Source organism: Zwartia sp. (assembly GCF_049655405.1).
Classification (GTDB): Bacteria; Pseudomonadota; Gammaproteobacteria; order Burkholderiales; family Burkholderiaceae_B; genus Zwartia.
In genome coordinates, this window is record NZ_JBASJR010000011.1 from 290,047 (window position 1) to 306,735 (window position 16,689).

A 16,689-nucleotide genomic window follows, 5' to 3' on the forward strand; every position below is an offset into this window, starting at 1 on the left:
ACTTGCGCTTTTTCATGCGCGATCACCCCTGCGATTTACTGTCAATGTCGACTGCTTCTCACTCTATTTCTTCTTTACTCGCCTCGCTCAAGCCCGGTCTGCGCTTTGCTCAACCCACACCTGCGGGCTCAGGCGACGCCTGGCTGTTGACTGAACTAGCCGCAGCAAGCGGCAAGACGCTTGTGATTTTGACGGCGGAGCCTCTGGAGGCTCAACGTCTGGCAGAGGAAATTCCAATCTTTGCGCCAGGACTCAGAGTTCGTCCGTTGCCAGACTGGGAAACTTTGCCGTATGACAGTTTCTCCCCGCACCAAGACTTGATTTCAGAACGGTTACGTACCCTGCATGCCCTGATGCTTGGCGAGGTCGATATCCTGACCGTCCCCATCACGACTGCGTTATATCGACTCGCGCCTCCTAGTTTTTTGGCGGCCTACACTTTTTCCTTTAAGCAAAAAGACAAACTCGACGAAGCAGCCCTGCGCACGCAGCTGACCTTAGCAAACTATGCGCATGTCTCACAGGTCACCGCACCAGGTGAGTTTTGTGTCCGGGGCAGTCTGATTGACTTGTTTCCCATGGGATCGGTCGTGCCTTACCGCATCGACTTATTTGATGATGAAATTGAGTCCATCCGCGCCTTTGATATCGATACTCAGCGCAGTCTTTACCCGGTGGGTCAAGTCCAGCTGCTGCCGGGGCGCGAATTTCCAATGGATGAGGCCGCTCGCAATCACTTTCGCGCGACTTTCCGCGAAGTATTCGAGGGCGATCCCTCGCGCGCGCTGCCCTATCGTGACATGGGTAACGGCATACCTTTTGCGGGCGTTGAGTATTACCTGCCCTTGTTTTTTGAAACCACTGCCACGCTGTTTGATTATTTAAAAACAGAAACTATCATGGTGACGCTTGGCGACATTGATGATGCCATGCGCCGGTTTACTCAAGACACTGCGACGCGCTACAACTTTCTCAAGAGCGACCGTGAGCGTCCTGTGTTGCCACCAGACGCGCTTTTTTTGCAAGGCGAAGCCTTGTTTGAACAGCTCAAGGCCTTTCCAAGACTGGCCTTGACTGCTGACACAAAACACCCCGATTTTGCCGCAGCGCCAGACATCGGCGTTTCGCGCAGATCAGAAGACCCGCTTGCCAAGTTTCGTGAGTTGTTGTCTCGCGCCGGACAGACGGCGCGAACCGATCGCACAGACCGTCTCAACAGTGCTCAACGCATTGTGTTATGTACCGACTCGCATGGACGTCGTGAAACCATTGTTCAAATGCTGGCGGAACACGGCTTGGCGCCCGATGCACAGACAGAATCTGTTGCGCACTTTCTTGAAGGCCAAGCGCACTTTGGCATCACCGTTGCCCCCCTTTCCACAGGCTTTGCCGTTCCCGCTCAGGGGCTTCTTTTTCTCACGGAAAATGATCTCTACCCTGGACACGGCGGCACGGCCAGGCGCGGCAAGCGTGACCAAGAGCGTGCGAGCAACGTTGAAGCGATGGTGCGCGACCTGTCCGAGCTTCGCGAGGGTGATCCCGTCGTTCATGCGCAACATGGCATTGGCCGCTATCACGGACTCGTCAACCTTGACATGGGTGAAGGCGAGATGGAGTTTCTCTTTCTCGAATACGCCAATAAAACAACGCTCTACGTGCCCGTCTCACAACTGCACGTGATCGCTCGCTACAGCGGTACAGATTCCGAGTCTGCACCCCTGCATTTACTAGGTTCTGGCCAGTGGGACAAAGCACGACGCAAAGCTGCGCAACAAGTACGCGACACTGCCGCTGAATTACTCGATCTTTATGCCAAACGTGCTGCACGACAAGGCTTCGCGTTCAAACTACCGCTAGGCGACTACGATCTCTTTGCCGAAGGGTTTGGTTTTGACGAAACAGCCGACCAAGCTGCTGCGATCAAGTGTGTCATTGAGGACATGACCTCGGGACGTCCCATGGATCGATTGGTCTGCGGAGATGTGGGATTCGGTAAAACCGAAGTCGCCTTACGCGCGGCCTTTCTCGCGATTGCAAATGGCAAACAAGTCGCCCTGCTCTGCCCCACCACACTTCTGGCTGAGCAGCACGCACAGACCTTCGCCGATCGTTTTGCCGACTGGCCCGTCAAGGTGGTCGAACTCTCTCGCTTTCGCTCGGCAAAAGAAGTCAAAAGTGCGATCGACGGCATCACTGATGGCACAGTGGATATTGTCATTGGCACCCATAAAATCCTATCCAAGGACGTTAACTTTAAACGCCTAGGTTTAGTGATTATCGATGAAGAGCATCGTTTTGGTGTGCGTCAAAAAGAGGCACTCAAGTCTCTGCGAGCCGAAGTCGACGTGCTGACACTCACCGCCACTCCAATCCCGCGCACGCTTGGCATGTCACTCGAAGGTATCCGGGACTTTTCGGTCATTGCAACGGCTCCACAAAAGCGTCTCGCCATCAAAACTTTTGTCCGGCGCGAAGACAACAGCACCATGCGCGAAGCTCTCCTGCGCGAACTCAAACGCGGTGGACAAGCTTACTTTTTACACAATGAAGTCGAAACGATTCACAACCGCCGTGCGCGTCTCGAAGAGCTCGTTCCAGAGGCGCGTATCGCCGTGGCACATGGGCAGATGGGAGAGCGCGACCTCGAGCAAGTGATGAAGGGCTTTTATCAAAAGCGCTTTAACGTTTTGCTGTGCACCACGATTATCGAGACGGGGATTGACGTTCCCAGCGCCAACACCATCATCATCCACCGTGCTGATCGTTTCGGTTTAGCGCAACTTCATCAACTGCGTGGACGTGTGGGGCGCTCGCATCACCAAGCCTATGCCTACCTGATGACCCCTGGTGAAGATGCCATCACCAAAAACGCCAAAAAACGTCTGGAGGCGATTCAGGCGATGGAGGAGCTTGGTTCTGGTTTCTTCTTGGCCATGCATGATCTGGAGATTCGCGGCACCGGCGAGGTGCTTGGTGAGTCGCAATCAGGCAATATCCAGGAGATTGGTTTTTCCATGTACAACGACATGCTCAACGAGGCTGTCAGGGCCTTAAAAGCAGGTGTTGAGCCGGACCTGGACGCCCCCTTCAGCGCGGGCTGCGAGGTCAATTTGCATGCGCCAGCCCTCTTGCCTGCCGATTATTGCGGCGATGTACACGCGCGTCTGTCTATTTACAAACGCCTATCCAATACGAAAAACGATGACGATCTGATTGCCATTCAAGAGGAGCTGATCGACCGTTTTGGCAAACTGCCCGAACCAACACGCACGCTCATTTCCACGCACAAACTCCGACTCCTCGGTCTGCCGCTTGGACTGCAGAAAATTGATGCGAGTGAGTCTCAGATTGTGCTGCATTTCAAACAAAATGCCCCTGTCGATCCGCTTAAACTGATTGAGCTTGTTCAAAAACAGCGTCATATCCGCTTTTCAGGACAGGACAAGTTACGAGTTGAAATCAAGGCCTCTGACGTACCTGCGCGTTTTGATGCCACGCGTGCCGTGCTGAGGGCGCTACATTAACGCTATGACCTTCGATACATGCATGACCGGCATTCTCTCTTGACCTTTACACTCACTTCTCGCACTTCTTGACCGCCACCATGACCACACAAAACTTAATCATCCAGTCTCCTGCCCTTTCAGGCGAGTTGATTGAGCACGCGGCAGCGATTGCCGAAGCCTCCGGCGTTCAGCGTCTTGGTACGACTGCAGCGCGCATTTTAGGGGTCAATACAGACGCAGATGTGCGCGAGGAAATTAGACTGTGGGGTGAACGCGTCAATGTTGATACGGCCTACGTGTTAGCTGGGGCAAAACTGACGGATTGCAAACTGTTGGCCATGGATATGGATTCGACCTTAATCAACATTGAATGCATCGATGAAATCGCCGCATTTGGTGGCGTCAAGGAACAAGTCGCAAGCATTACCGAAGCTGCGATGCGAGGCGAAATCAAGGATTTTTCTGAAAGTCTGATTCGTCGTGTTGCCTTTTTAAAAGGCCTGTCCACTGACGTCTTACAAGCCGTCTATGAGCAAAAATTACGACTCAATCCTGGTGCCGAACAACTCATTCAAACCGCGCAACAGGCCGGCATTAAAGTGCTCCTGGTCTCTGGCGGGTTTACGTTCTTTACTGAAAAACTGAAGAGTTTGCTCAATCTGGATGCCGCGCATGCCAATGTCTTGGAGTCCTCAGAGGGACGACTGACGGGCTTAGTCAAAGGCAGAATTCTGGATGCCCAAGGCAAGGCAGACACACTCCTGCAGTTTGCACAAACGCTCGGGGCGCAACCTGAACAAATTATTGCAATTGGTGACGGTGCCAACGATCTCAAAATGCTCGGACTTGCAGGATATTCGGTTGCCTACCGCGCCAAACCTGTAGTGCGGGCACAAGCGCGCTTTGCACTTAACGTGACGGGTTTGGACGGTGTCTTGAACTGGTTTGAAAAATAATCAGTTGTGATCAGTCAACTGAAGTGCTTTGTCCAATAGCCTATCGCTTGAGCAGATAGCGACCAACAAAGCCCGGAAAAGCAAGCACGACAAACAGACTCAGCGCTGTGACGTAAAACTCCCAGCGTTGAGTAAATGTATTGCCGATCATTCGCTCAAAAAGCATGCCAAGCAGGCCGATCACGCCGTACCAAAAAAGTAACTCAAGCACTCTCACCCAAAAGGGTTTAATTCCACCCACAAAGCGCTTGATTGGAACCACGGCGAACAAGCGTTCATTGATGAACGGCAAGTTTGCCGCGACAACGGCCAACAAAATTAATAACCAGACCGAAGCACTTTGATTCATCAGTAACAACCTTTCTGGTAGCAACCAAATGCGCTAGACAATTTTTTGACTTAGTACGAAAGTGTGGCGTGCATGACCTGCAAACACAAGCCCATCAGAGGACCTGGCATGAGGCCTAGCACCAACACCAGCAAACCATTGGTCAACATTAGACCATTGGACATCACACCCATTGCTGGGATAGGCGTCGCCGGCTCAGCAGGCTCATCAAAATACACCACCTTGATCACGCGCAAATAATAAAAAGCACCGATCAACGAGAACATCACTGCGACAACGGCGAGCCAAAGTCGATCAGATTGAAGTAAAGCCTGCAAAATCAGCAGCTTGGCATCAAAACCGACCAGCGGTGGCAAACCAGCCAACGAACACATCAAGATCAACATCATCGCCGCCAGCCATGGGCTGCGTCGGTTCAGGCCTTTGAGGTCATCAATGTTTTCGCACTCAAAACCTTCACGGGACAGATACATCACCAAGCCAAAGCTTGCGAGTGTTGTCAACACATAGGTCAAAATGTAGAACAAAGCCGAGCCATAGGCAGAGGTATTTGCCTGAATATCGCCATCCAAGGAGCCTGAGGCCAGACCAAGAATGACAAAACCCATGTGAGAAATCGTGGAATACGCCAGCATCCGTTTGAAGTTAGTCTGCATGATGGCAGTCAAATTACCGATCGCAAGTGACAGCACACCCAAAATCAGCAACATGGGTTGCCAATGCACCGCCAGCTCTCCAAAGCCAACAACCAGCATACGCACCACAATCGCAAACACAGCAAGTTTTGGTGCTGCGGCCAACACAAGTGTCACCGCTGTAGGAGCACCTTGATAAACGTCTGGGACCCACATATGGAAAGGCACTGCGCCAAGTTTGAACGCTAAGCCTGCCACCAAAAACACCACACCAAACGCTAATGGCAGGTAGTCAATCTGACCCGACCCCACTGCATCCGCAATATTTTTCAAATCCAGATTGCCGGTTGCGCCGTACATCATGGACATACCGTAAAGCATAAAACCCGAAGCAAGCGAACCGAGGACGAAATACTTCATCGCGGCTTCAGTTGATTGGGCATGATCTCGACGCATCGCCACCAGGGCATATAGTGCAAGCGACATCAGCTCTAGGCCAAGGTAGATCGTCAGGAAGTTGCCCGCTGAAATCATCACCATCTGCCCTAACAAGGCAAACAGCACCAAGACGTAAAACTCACCCCCGCGCAACATGTCGCGGCTCTGAATGTACTCACGTCCATAAATAAGCGTGAGCGCCACTGCAATATACGAAGCAATTTTAAGGACATGCGCGAACGGGTCTGCGACATACAGTCCGGAGAAGGTCTCTCCGACCATGCCCGACAGAAGCTGCCACACCGAGACTAGAGTGAGGATCGCGAGTGTCAACAGCGAAAGGACATAGGCCAGCGTACGGCGAGGAGACTGGCTAAACGCATCCAGTACCAGAATGGCCATACCTAACACCAGCAAGATAATTTCTGGTGCGGCCAGGGCGAAATCGAATTGGGATTGCATCATGGCGAGGCTTACAGTTTAGAAATAGACACGTGTTGCAACAGGGCCTCAACCGAGACGTGCATGACGTCGGTAAAGGGCTTGGGATAAACACCCATAAAAATCACAGCGATTGCCATGATGCTGAGCATCAGGAACTCTCGGGAAGACAAGTCTTGCAATTCACGCACATGGTCGTTAGCAGTGTCACCAAACGCCACGCGCTTCACCATCCAGAGTGAATACGCAGCGCCAAGAATCAGCGCTGTTGCGGCTAGCAAACCAATCCAGAAGTTGTACTCGACCGCGCCCATGATGACCATGAACTCACCCACAAAACCGCTGGTGGCTGGCAACCCTGCATTGGCCATCGAAAACAGGACAAAGAAAGTCACAAATTTTGGCATGGTGTTCACCACACCACCGTAGGCTGAAATGTCACGTGTATGCATACGGTCGTACAGCACACCAATACACAAGAACATCGCGGCAGAGACAAAACCGTGCGAAACCATTTGGACAATCGCGCCCTCAACACCTGCGGTATTGAAGATGAACAAGCCAAGCGTGACAAAACCCATATGTGCAATGGATGAGTATGCCACCAACTTTTTCATGTCTTCTTGGATCAAGGCGACAAGACCGATGTAGATCACCGCGATCAGTGACAAGGCAATCATCAAGCCCGACATACTAACGGCAGCATCTGGCACGATCGGTAACGACAGCCTTAAAAAGCCATATGCGCCGAGCTTCAACATAATCGCAGCCAACACGACTGAGCCACCTGTCGGGGCTTCGACGTGCGCATCAGGCAACCAAGTATGGACTGGCCACATTGGTACCTTGACCGCAAAGGCAGCCAAGAAAGCAAAGAAGATGAACAACTGAGGTGTTGAATCAAGTGGCAAGGTGTGCCATGTCAAAATATCGAATGATCCGCCTGATGCATTCCACAGATAGAGGAAGGCCACCAAGGTCAACAGTGAACCAATCAATGTGTATAAAAAGAACTTAAATGCTGCATACACGCGATTAGGACCACCCCACACGCCCACGATGATATACATCGGGATGAGTGTGGCTTCAAAGAAGATATAGAACAAAAGGCCGTCGAGCGCGACAAACACTCCGATCATCAGTCCCGACAAAATCAGGAATGCCGCCATGTACTGGGCAACACGTGAGGTGATGACCTCCCATCCGGCAATCACCACGATAATCGTGACAAAGGCAGTGAGTAAGACGAACCATAGCGAAATACCATCCACGCCGAGGTGGTAATAGACAGCAAATGCTTCGATCCAGATTGATTTTTCAACAAACTGCATCGCTGCCGTTGAACTATCAAAACCAAGATAAAGAGGAATCGTCACCAGAAAACTGATGATGGCACCAAACAAGGAAAGACTGCGCGTCAGACCTGGACGATCATCCCGTCCAAGTGCCAGCACAATCAGGCCGCAGACGATCGGAACAAAAATCGAAAGCGTGAGCCAAGGAGTAGAAAAAGAAGCCATCTCGCTCGCCATCATTTAGTACCAAAGATAATGTAGGTGATCGCAGCCATGAGGCCGATGATCATCGCAAATGCATAGTGGTAGATATACCCAGTCTGTAAGCGTCTGGTCACAGCGGCAATCATGCCGACGACTTTGGCTGAACCATTTACCAGCAAGCCGTCAATCAAACCACGATCAGCTTTCTGCCAGAGTCCTTGACCCAACATGCGTGAGCCACGTGCAATCACTTGCTCATAGAACCAGTCGAAGAAATACTTGTTTTCTAAGACACAGTTGACTAACTTGAGTTTGCTCTGAATAGCCGCAGGTACTTTTGGATTAATCAGGTAGCAATACCAGGCCACCACTGCACCCGCAATCATCAGCCAGAAAGGAACTGTTACAAAAGCATGCAGGCTATAGGCCAACCAACCGTGCCATGTTTTTGCCATGGTCGCCATGGCTGGATGCTGCGCCAACACAACAATCGTGTCTTTGAAGTAGCCGCCAAACAACAGGAAATCACACAAGAATGCACCCGCAATCACTGAAGGAATCGCCAGTAACACGAGAGGCAAGGTCACCACCCATGGTGACTCGTAAGGTGTTCCGCCGTGATGACCGTGATCGTCATGCGCGTGACCTTGATGGGCCGCATGGTCTTTGTGTGCATGATCGCCATGCGCATCCGCCGCATGATGTGCATGTCCGCCCGAGGTATCAAAACGCTCTTTTCCGTGGAACACCAGGAAGTACACACGGAACGAATAGAGAGAGGTGACGAACACACCAATCAAGGTTGCGTATTGCGCAAAACCAGAACCCCAGACCGTCGAAGCGGCTGCCGCCTCGATGATATGTTCTTTGGAGTAAAAACCTGAAAAGAAAGGTGTTCCAACCAGCGCCAAGGTACCAATCAAGAACGTGATCCAAGTGATGGGCATGTACTTACGTAAACCGCCCATGTTGCGGATGTCTTGATCGTGATGCATGCCAATGATGACTGAGCCTGCGCCGAGGAACAACAAGGCCTTAAAGAATGCATGCGTCATCAGGTGGAAAATCGCCACCGAGTAGGCCGAGGCTCCCAAGGCGACTGTCATGTAACCCAGTTGTGACAGGGTTGAATACGCCACGACGCGTTTGATGTCTGTCTGGATAATGCCCAAGATACCCAAAAACAATGCGCCGATCGCACCAATAATAATGATGAACGAAAGTGCGACATCTGAGAGCTCAAATATGGGCGAAAAGCGCGCCACCATAAAGATGCCAGCTGTCACCATCGTTGCAGCGTGAATCAGGGCAGAAATGGGGGTTGGACCTTCCATTGAGTCGGGCAACCATGCGTGCAATGGTACCTGGGCTGATTTACCCATCGCGCCAATAAACAAGCAGATACACGCCACCGTCACCAGCATCCAGCTTGTGCCAGGCAGTGTTTCTTTGGCGAGATCGCCTGCTTGTTTGAAGATGTCACCGTAATGCATCGTGCCGGCATAGGCAAACAACAAACCAATGCCGAGTACAAAACCAAAGTCGCCGACTCGGTTCACCAAAAAGGCTTTCATGTTGGCAAAAATTGCCGTGGGCTTGGTGTACCAGAAACCAATCAACAGATAGGAAACCAATCCTACCGCTTCCCAACCAAAGAACAACTGAACCATGTTATTTGCCATCACCAGCATCAGCATGGAGAAGGTAAACAAAGAAATATAGGAAAAGAAACGCTGATAGCCAGGGTCTTCAGACATGTAGCCAATGGTGTAGATATGCACCATCAGCGAAACGGACGTCACGACAACCATCATCAAGGCTGACAGGGGATCGATCAAAAATCCAATTTCAAGTTTGGCCTGACCGAGCATCATCCAGGTATAGACCGTACCGTCATAACGCAAACCGTTTAAGACATCCAGCAGGACCAGCACTGAACCGACAGCAGAAAACGCGACCAGTGCGATCGTGATCATGTGCGATGCGCGACGTCCGATCTGACGACCCAGGAAACCCGTGCCAAACAGGCCTGCCAACACAGCGCCCAACAAGGGAGCGAGCGCGATGGCTAAATAGAGACTAGGTGAGCTAAACATATTCTTCTATATCCCGATTAGCCCTTTAGGCGGTCAAGTTCGTCAACATTGATCGTGCTGAGATTACGGAACAGCAGCACTAAGATCGCCAAACCAATTGCAGCTTCAGCTGCGGCCACTGTCAGGATAAAAAACACAAACACCTGACCGGCCTCATCACCCATCCATGTGGAAAAGGCAACAAAATTCATATTCACGGCTAGCAACATCAGTTCAACCGACATCAGCAGAACAATCAAATTACGACGGTTCAAAAAAATACCGAATACACCGATGGCAAACAGAATGGCGCCAAGCACCAAAAAATGGGGCAGTGTCAACGTCATCATGCCTGGTCTCCCGATTTAGCGTTGACGGCTTCCTGACTTGGAAGGTCCACTAAGCGAACACGATCGGCTGCGCGCACACGAACTGCTGCTGCAGGGTCGTTATATTTCACGTCACGACGTTTACGAAGCGTTAAGGATATCGCTGCGATCATGCCCACTAACAACAGTACGGCGCCCACTTCCACAGCAAACGCATATTCTGTGTACATCAACTCACCCAGCGCGCGCGAGTTGTTGTAATCGTCGCCCATGTCCGCGGCAGGACCTACCTGTCCCCATGAGGTCGACAGAACAAAAGACATTTCGACCACCATGATCAAACCCACTATCAAGCCCATGGGCAGATAGGTTTTGATCTCGGAGCGCAACTCTTCCATTTTGACATCCAACATCATCACAACGAACAAGAACAGCACCATCACTGCGCCTACGTAAACTAGTACGAGGAGCAAACCGAGGAACTCGGCACCGAGCAACATCCAGATCATGGCGGCATTCGCAAACGCCAATATCAGATGCAGTACCGCCGTCACGGGACTTGAAGCGGTAATGACACGGAATGCCGCTACCACCAGAACAAAGGCAAGGACATAAAAAAGGATAGTAATAAACATGATTTGTTTTAGCCTCGGCGATCAGCGATAAGGCGCATCGATGGCGCGATTGCGGGCGATGTCGTCTTCGTAACGATCGCCTACGGCCAACAACATGTCTTTGGTGAAATACAAGTCGCCACGTTTTTCACCGTGGTACTCATGGATATGAGTTTCGACGATTGAGTCCACCGGGCAGCTTTCTTCGCAAAATCCACAGAAAATGCACTTGGTCAGATCAATGTCATAGCGAGTCGTGCGGCGTGAACCATCCTCTCGTTGCTCTGACTCGATCGTAATCGCCATCGCAGGACAGACTGCTTCGCAAAGTTTGCAGGCAATGCAACGCTCTTCGCCATTGGGATAGCGGCGCAACGCATGCAGACCGCGAAAACGCGGTGACATGGGTGTTTTTTCTTGCGGGTAGCGCAGCGTAATTTTGCGCTTGAAAAAATACTTGCCAGTCAGCTTCATGCCCTTGAGTAACTCAAGCAGCAAGAGGCTACCGAAAAAATCCTTGATCGCTTCCATAAATGCCTTTTTTGCCGTCGAGTCGCGGTCAGTTCCAAATGTTCCAGGGTGTTTGCATCCAGATCGCAACCACGACCAACCACACACCCGTCAGAGGGATAAAAATTTTCCAGCCTAAGCGCATAATTTGGTCATAGCGGTAGCGTGGGAATGACGCACGGAACCATATAAATAATGACACTACGCAAAAGGTCTTGAGTCCAAGCCAGATCCAACCGGGGATCCAGGTTAGAGGTGCGTACTCTATAGGCGCTGCCCAGCCACCCAAGAACATAATGGAGGCCATGCACGACAGGAAAATCATGTTGGCATATTCGCCCAGGAAAAACAGCGCAAAGGCCATCCCCGAGTACTCCACCATGTGACCCGCGACAATCTCTGACTCGCCCTCCACCACGTCAAACGGGTGTCGGTTAGTTTCTGCGACTGCAGAAATCACATAAATCACAAACAGTGGCAACAGCGGCAGCCAATTCCACGACATGAAATTTAGACCCATGTCAGCGAACCAGCCACGTGTCTGAACGTTGACAATCTCTGTCATGTTCAAGCTGCCAGAAACTAGCAAGACAGTGACCAGCACAAAGCCAATCGCGAGTTCGTAAGAAAGCATCTGCGCCGATGCGCGCATGGCGGCTAGAAACGCGTACTTGGAGTTGGAGGCCCAACCTGCCACGATCACGCCATAGACCCCAATCGAGGTAATCGCCATCACATACATCAAGCCGGCATTGACATCCGCCAACACGAGCTCGGGTCCAAAAGGCACGACAGCCCATGCGGCCAGTGCCGGCATCAATGTCACCACTGGTGCCAAGATAAACAAAATCTTGTTTGCCTGACTGGGAACGACAACCTCTTTGGTCAAAAGCTTGAAGACGTCTGCAAAAGGCTGCAATAAGCCGCGAAAACCCACTCGATTTGGACCAAGACGAATGTGCATAAAGCCAATCATCTTGCGTTCCCAGTAAGTGAGATACGCCACACACAAGATAATAGGTACGGCAATCACCAAAATCTTGACGGTTGTCCAAACCACCAACCAAAGTGTTGGACCCAGCAGATCCGTACCAAAGGTTTCAAGAACGTTCAGCCACTCCATCAGGCACGCTCCACTTGAAGTTGACCGAAGGCACTGCCTAGCGCGGCCGTTTGTTCAAACGCGGCGGCGATGCGCACCGCACCAGACACCAAGGTATTGTCAATCTCAGCTGTCAGAGTAACCTGACCTGTAGAAGACTTCACACGAACCTGTTGACCAGCACTCACACCCAGACTCATCAACGTCTGCTCGTGCATGCGGGCGACCGGTGCACGCGAAGAATGGGTGGTTTGCAGGGCCGGGGCGCGACGAACTATCGCATCACTACGGTAGATGGGCACATCCGTCACACGCTGCAACCCTTGCGCCGAAGCTGAAGTCACACCAGGTGCGGCTTGGAGTTGATTGGACAAACGCGCATCCACGCCGTTGGCGAGCACAGCATCGCGAACTGTCTCGGAGGTCTCATCGTCAAAGCCAGCTAAATGCAAAACGTTACCCAGCACGCGCAAAACTTTCCAAGCTGGACGACTCTGACCTTTTGCAGTCGCTGTACCCTTGAAGCTCTGAGCCAACCCTTGCGCGTTGACAAAAGTACCCGAGGTTTCGGTAAAGGGCGCAATCGGCAACATCACGTTCGCCCATTCGCGCGCACCCGAGGCATAAGGCGTTAAGGCCACCACAAACTCAGCAGACTTAAGTGTGGCAACGGCTTGCGCACCGTTATCCGCATCAAGCAATGGCTCTGCATGCAACACGACGTAAGCCTTGAGTGCTTGGGACAGCATCGCAGCGGCACCTTTGCCACCCTTGGCTGGCACAGCTCCTGCGAGATAACCGCCCACTGTATTGGCACCAGCAGTCAAGAAACCAAATTTACCGCCTGACAACTGAGCAATGAGCTGTGCATTGGCGGCAATCATCGTCGCGTCTGGCGCATTGACGGCAGTATTACCTAGCAAGATCGCAACACGCTCACCACTTGCGAGGCTCTGAGCCATTGCCTGAGAGACGGTATCAGGCTGAACAAAGGCCAAGGCCGCAGGGACTTCCTGGGCTTTGAGCTTAGACAATGCCACTGCCACCTGCGCCACAGTGTGTGCCAAAGCCGTTGGCAATACTGTTGCACGTGCCGTCAACTTCAGCAGGGGATCATCACCTGCGATATCGATCATCGAAATTTGTGTGCCGCGCTTGGCCGCCTGACGCAAACGTTGGGCCATCAGAGGATGATCCTTGCGCAAGAACGAACCCACCACCATCACACGATCAAGCGTATCCAAGTCAGCGACAGGGAAACCCAACCAAGGCGCACCAGACAACGCAACATCGAGTGACGCATCCGTCTGCCGTAAGCGGAAATCAATATTTTCAGAGCCTAGACCACGCGTGACACGTGCCAGCAATGTCAGTTCTTCGAGTGTCGAGTATTCGCTCGCCAAAGCACCGATCTGGGCACCACCAGAGGCATCGCGAACATCCATCAAGCCATGCGCGACCACCTGCAAGGCATCCGACCACGTGGCTTCTTTCCACTGGCCGTCCTCACCCTTGATCATTGGGACGGTCAGACGATCCTCGTTCAGTCCCTCGTAGGAGAAACGATCGCGATCACTAATCCAGCATTCATTCAAGGCGTCGTTTTCAAAAGGCACGACACGGATGACTTCATCGCCCTTGACCTGGACAACCAGATTGGCACCCATGCTGTCATGTGGCGATACGGAGCGTCGACGTGCCAGCTCCCAAGTGCGCGCTTGGTAGCGGAAGGGCTTTGAAGTCAGCGCACCAACAGGACACAAGTCAATCATGTTGCCCGACAACTCTGAGTCAACCGTGCGACCAACGAAGGTAGTGATCTCGGAGTGTTCGCCGCGACCCACCATCCCGAGTTCCATCACGCCCGCGACTTCTTGCCCAAAGCGAACACAACGTGTGCAATGAATGCAACGTGACATTTCCTCAGCAGAGACCAAAGGTCCCAGTTCTTTATGGAACACCACACGTTTTTCTTCGTTGTAGCGGGAGGTCGACCCTCCGTAGCCTACCGCCAAGTCTTGTAACTGACACTCACCACCCTGATCACAAATCGGACAATCAAGCGGATGATTAATCAGCAAAAACTCCATCACGCTTTTTTGGGCGGCCACAGCGCGCTCTGAGCACGTGTGCACCACCATTCCGTTGGTCGCAGGCGTCGCACACGCTGGCATAGCCTTAGGTGCTTTTTCGACCTCAACCAAACACATGCGGCAATTTGCAGCAATGGATAGTTTCTTGTGATAACAGAAATGGGGCACGTACACGCCAAGCTTATGCGCGGCGTGCATCACCATGCTGCCTTCTTGCACTTCGACTTTCTTGCCGTCGATGGTTAACTCAACCATAACTTTGTCCAAACCTTAGAGATAGGGGGCTACGACACATCGCTTATGCTCGATGTGGTGTGCAAATTCGTCGCGGTAATGCTTTAGGAAACCACGTACCGGCATCGCGGCGGCATCACCTAGCGCACAAATGGTGCGACCCATGATGTTGCCTGCGACAGAGTCCAGCAAATCGAGGTCTTCGGGGCGACCCTGACCGTGCTCGATTCGATTGACCATGCGGTAGAGCCAACCCGTACCTTCACGGCAAGGCGTGCACTGACCGCAACTTTCTTCAAAATAAAAATAAGACAAGCGCAACAACGACTTGACCATACAGCGCGTGTCATTCATTACGATCACGGCGCCTGAACCCAGCATCGAACCGGCTTTGGCGATGGCGTCATAGTCCATCGTTGTGTCCATCATGATGTGGCCAGGGATGACCGGGGCACTTGAGCCGCCAGGAATCACCGCCTTGAGTGTGGAACCACCACGCATACCGCCGGCGAGTTCGAGTAACTTGGAAAATGGTGTGCCTAGAGGAATTTCGTAGTTGCCAGGTCGCTCAACATCACCGGTAATCGAAAACAGTTTGGTGCCGCCGTTATTGGGCTTGCCAACTTCGAGGTAAGCCTGTCCACCGTTACGAATAATCCACGGCACTGCCGCGAAGGTCTCGGTGTTATTAATCGTGGTGGGCTTGCCGTAAAGTCCAAAGCTGGCTGGAAATGGCGGCTTAAAACGTGGCTGACCCTTTTTGCCTTCGAGAGACTCGAGCAAGGCAGTTTCTTCGCCACAGATGTAGGCGCCGTAACCGTGAAAAGCGTGCAACTGGAAATTGAAACTCGAACCGAGGATGTTGTCACCCAAAAAGCCAGCTTGACGCGCCTCATCCAAGGCTTCTTCGAAACGTTTGTAGACCTCGAAGATTTCACCGTGGATATAGTTGTAACCAACTGAAATACCCATCGCGTAAGCTGCAATGGCCATACCTTCGATCACGATGTGCGGGTTGAGACGCAAAATATCGCGGTCTTTAAAAGTACCAGGCTCACCCTCGTCCGAGTTACAAACAAGATATTTTTGACCGGGAAAGCTGCGGGGCATAAAGCTCCACTTGAGTCCTGTCGGGAAGCCTGCGCCGCCACGACCACGCAAACCAGAGGCCTTGACCTCAGCGATCACATCTTCCTGGCTCATGCCTTGGGTCAAAATCTTGCGCAGAGCTTCGTAGCCACCACGTTTGACGTAGTCGGCAAGACCCCAGTTTTTACCATCCAGATCCGCCATGATTTGCGGACCGAGGTGACGACCATGCAGTGCCATCGAATCAACGCCGGGAAAGGCATCAAGACCCTGCGAGTATTTGGACAAAATTGCGGCGCTCATGCTGCGCCTCCCTTGGCGGCTGCTGTCAGCTCGCTGATCATTGAGTCGATTTTTTCACGTTCCATGCGCACGCACATGTGATTGTTGTTGACCAACAAGACAGGTGAGTCGCCACAAGCACCCATGCACTCGCCTTCCATCAAAGTAAAGGAGCCATCAGGTGTTGTTTCGCGAAAACCAATACCGAGTTTCTTTTTCAGATAGTCAGCGGTCTTTTCACCATCGCGCAGAGCACAAGGCAGGTTGGTACAGACGGTAATTTTGAACTTGCCGACAGGACGTACGTCGAACATGTTGTAGAACGTCGCATTTTCCTGAACAGCAATCGCAGGCTGCCCGAGATAATCAGCGACATCCTGAATCACCTCAGGTGAGACCCAGCCCTTTTCCTCTTGAGCAATACCAAGAGATGCCATGATGGCAGATTGCTTTTGATCTGGCGGATACTTGGCGATCTCGCGATCAATTCTTTTGTAAGCCTGTTCAGAGAGCAGCATGTTCTAAATCCGGTGAAAG

Annotated in this window: 13 protein-coding genes; 2 read left to right on the forward strand and 11 right to left on the reverse strand. The window is 52.0% G+C overall.

All coding sequences use genetic code 11. The annotated features are described in order from the left end of the window. Positions 1-44 precede the first annotated feature (44 nt). Both mfd and serB read left to right on the forward strand, forming a co-directional pair. Positions 45-3,524: a transcription-repair coupling factor gene (mfd, locus tag WBJ47_RS09210; RefSeq protein WP_422243410.1), complete on the forward strand. Its 3,480-nt coding sequence runs from the start codon at positions 45-47 to the stop codon at positions 3,522-3,524. Between the two features lie 80 nt (positions 3,525-3,604). Beyond that, positions 3,605-4,462 carry a phosphoserine phosphatase SerB gene (gene serB / locus WBJ47_RS09215; protein ID WP_422243409.1) on the forward strand — a complete coding sequence of 286 codons (858 nt, stop codon included), beginning with the start codon at positions 3,605-3,607 and terminating at the stop codon, positions 4,460-4,462. 40 nt (positions 4,463-4,502) lie between these two features. Here the strand turns inward: serB and WBJ47_RS09220 are convergent, their stop codons facing one another. Genes WBJ47_RS09220 through nuoE form a run of 11 tightly spaced genes read right to left on the reverse strand, consistent with a single transcriptional unit; the run spans position 4,503 to position 16,670 of the window. Then, positions 4,503-4,811, reverse strand: coding sequence for a DUF2818 family protein (locus tag WBJ47_RS09220; RefSeq protein WP_422243408.1), 309 nt, complete (start codon positions 4,809-4,811; stop codon positions 4,503-4,505). Between the two features lie 50 nt (positions 4,812-4,861). Further along, positions 4,862-6,349 (reverse strand): NADH-quinone oxidoreductase subunit NuoN, encoded by a 1,488-nt coding sequence (gene nuoN, locus WBJ47_RS09225; protein ID WP_422243407.1) that lies wholly within the window; start codon positions 6,347-6,349, stop codon positions 4,862-4,864. Positions 6,350-6,357: 8 nt separating this feature from the next. After that, entirely contained in the window at positions 6,358-7,860 is a 1,503-nt protein-coding gene (locus WBJ47_RS09230) for an NADH-quinone oxidoreductase subunit M (protein ID WP_422243406.1), read from the reverse strand. Next, positions 7,857-9,920, reverse strand: a complete 2,064-nt coding sequence (nuoL, locus tag WBJ47_RS09235; RefSeq protein ID WP_424585352.1) for an NADH-quinone oxidoreductase subunit L — start codon at positions 9,918-9,920, stop codon at positions 7,857-7,859. The genes WBJ47_RS09230 and nuoL overlap by 4 nt, the downstream gene beginning before the upstream one ends. Positions 9,921-9,937: 17 nt before the next feature. Further along, positions 9,938-10,246, reverse strand: a complete 309-nt coding sequence (gene nuoK / locus WBJ47_RS09240; protein WP_290195856.1) for an NADH-quinone oxidoreductase subunit NuoK — start codon at positions 10,244-10,246, stop codon at positions 9,938-9,940. Beyond that, positions 10,246-10,866: an NADH-quinone oxidoreductase subunit J gene (locus WBJ47_RS09245; protein ID WP_422246659.1), complete on the reverse strand. Its 621-nt coding sequence runs from the start codon at positions 10,864-10,866 to the stop codon at positions 10,246-10,248. The genes nuoK and WBJ47_RS09245 overlap by 1 nt, the downstream gene beginning before the upstream one ends. Positions 10,867-10,884: 18 nt before the next feature. Beyond that, entirely contained in the window at positions 10,885-11,373 is a 489-nt protein-coding gene (gene nuoI / locus WBJ47_RS09250) for an NADH-quinone oxidoreductase subunit NuoI (protein ID WP_422246477.1), read from the reverse strand. A 28-nt stretch (positions 11,374-11,401) separates the two neighbouring features. Further along, positions 11,402-12,475, reverse strand: a complete 1,074-nt coding sequence (nuoH, locus tag WBJ47_RS09255) for an NADH-quinone oxidoreductase subunit NuoH (RefSeq protein ID WP_422246478.1) — start codon at positions 12,473-12,475, stop codon at positions 11,402-11,404. Further along, positions 12,475-14,802, reverse strand: coding sequence for an NADH-quinone oxidoreductase subunit NuoG (gene nuoG / locus WBJ47_RS09260; RefSeq protein ID WP_422246480.1), 2,328 nt, complete (start codon positions 14,800-14,802; stop codon positions 12,475-12,477). Before nuoG ends, nuoH begins: the two co-directional genes overlap by 1 nt. Before the next feature lie 15 nt (positions 14,803-14,817). Further along, positions 14,818-16,173: an NADH-quinone oxidoreductase subunit NuoF gene (gene nuoF / locus WBJ47_RS09265; protein WP_422246482.1), complete on the reverse strand. Its 1,356-nt coding sequence runs from the start codon at positions 16,171-16,173 to the stop codon at positions 14,818-14,820. Beyond that, a complete protein-coding gene (gene nuoE, locus WBJ47_RS09270; RefSeq protein WP_422246484.1) occupies positions 16,170-16,670 on the reverse strand; it encodes an NADH-quinone oxidoreductase subunit NuoE in 501 nt (166 codons plus the stop codon). The genes nuoF and nuoE overlap by 4 nt, the downstream gene beginning before the upstream one ends. Positions 16,671-16,689: the final 19 nt, after the last annotated feature.

Coding starts and splice junctions, on each gene's coding strand:
- mfd (WP_422243410.1), top strand. CDS start 45: ATGTCGACTGCTTCTCACTCTATTTCTTCTTTACTCGCCTCGCTCAAG.
- serB (WP_422243409.1), top strand. CDS start 3,605: ATGACCACACAAAACTTAATCATCCAGTCTCCTGCCCTTTCAGGCGAG.
- WBJ47_RS09220 (WP_422243408.1), bottom strand. CDS start 4,811: ATGAATCAAAGTGCTTCGGTCTGGTTATTAATTTTGTTGGCCGTTGTC.
- nuoN (WP_422243407.1), bottom strand. CDS start 6,349: ATGATGCAATCCCAATTCGATTTCGCCCTGGCCGCACCAGAAATTATC.
- WBJ47_RS09230 (WP_422243406.1), bottom strand. CDS start 7,860: ATGATGGCGAGCGAGATGGCTTCTTTTTCTACTCCTTGGCTCACGCTT.
- nuoL (WP_424585352.1), bottom strand. CDS start 9,920: ATGTTTAGCTCACCTAGTCTCTATTTAGCCATCGCGCTCGCTCCCTTG.
- nuoK (WP_290195856.1), bottom strand. CDS start 10,246: ATGACGTTGACACTGCCCCATTTTTTGGTGCTTGGCGCCATTCTGTTT.
- nuoI (WP_422246477.1), bottom strand. CDS start 11,373: ATGGAAGCGATCAAGGATTTTTTCGGTAGCCTCTTGCTGCTTGAGTTA.
- nuoH (WP_422246478.1), bottom strand. CDS start 12,475: ATGGAGTGGCTGAACGTTCTTGAAACCTTTGGTACGGATCTGCTGGGT.
- nuoG (WP_422246480.1), bottom strand. CDS start 14,802: ATGGTTGAGTTAACCATCGACGGCAAGAAAGTCGAAGTGCAAGAAGGC.
- nuoF (WP_422246482.1), bottom strand. CDS start 16,173: ATGAGCGCCGCAATTTTGTCCAAATACTCGCAGGGTCTTGATGCCTTT.
- nuoE (WP_422246484.1), bottom strand. CDS start 16,670: ATGCTGCTCTCTGAACAGGCTTACAAAAGAATTGATCGCGAGATCGCC.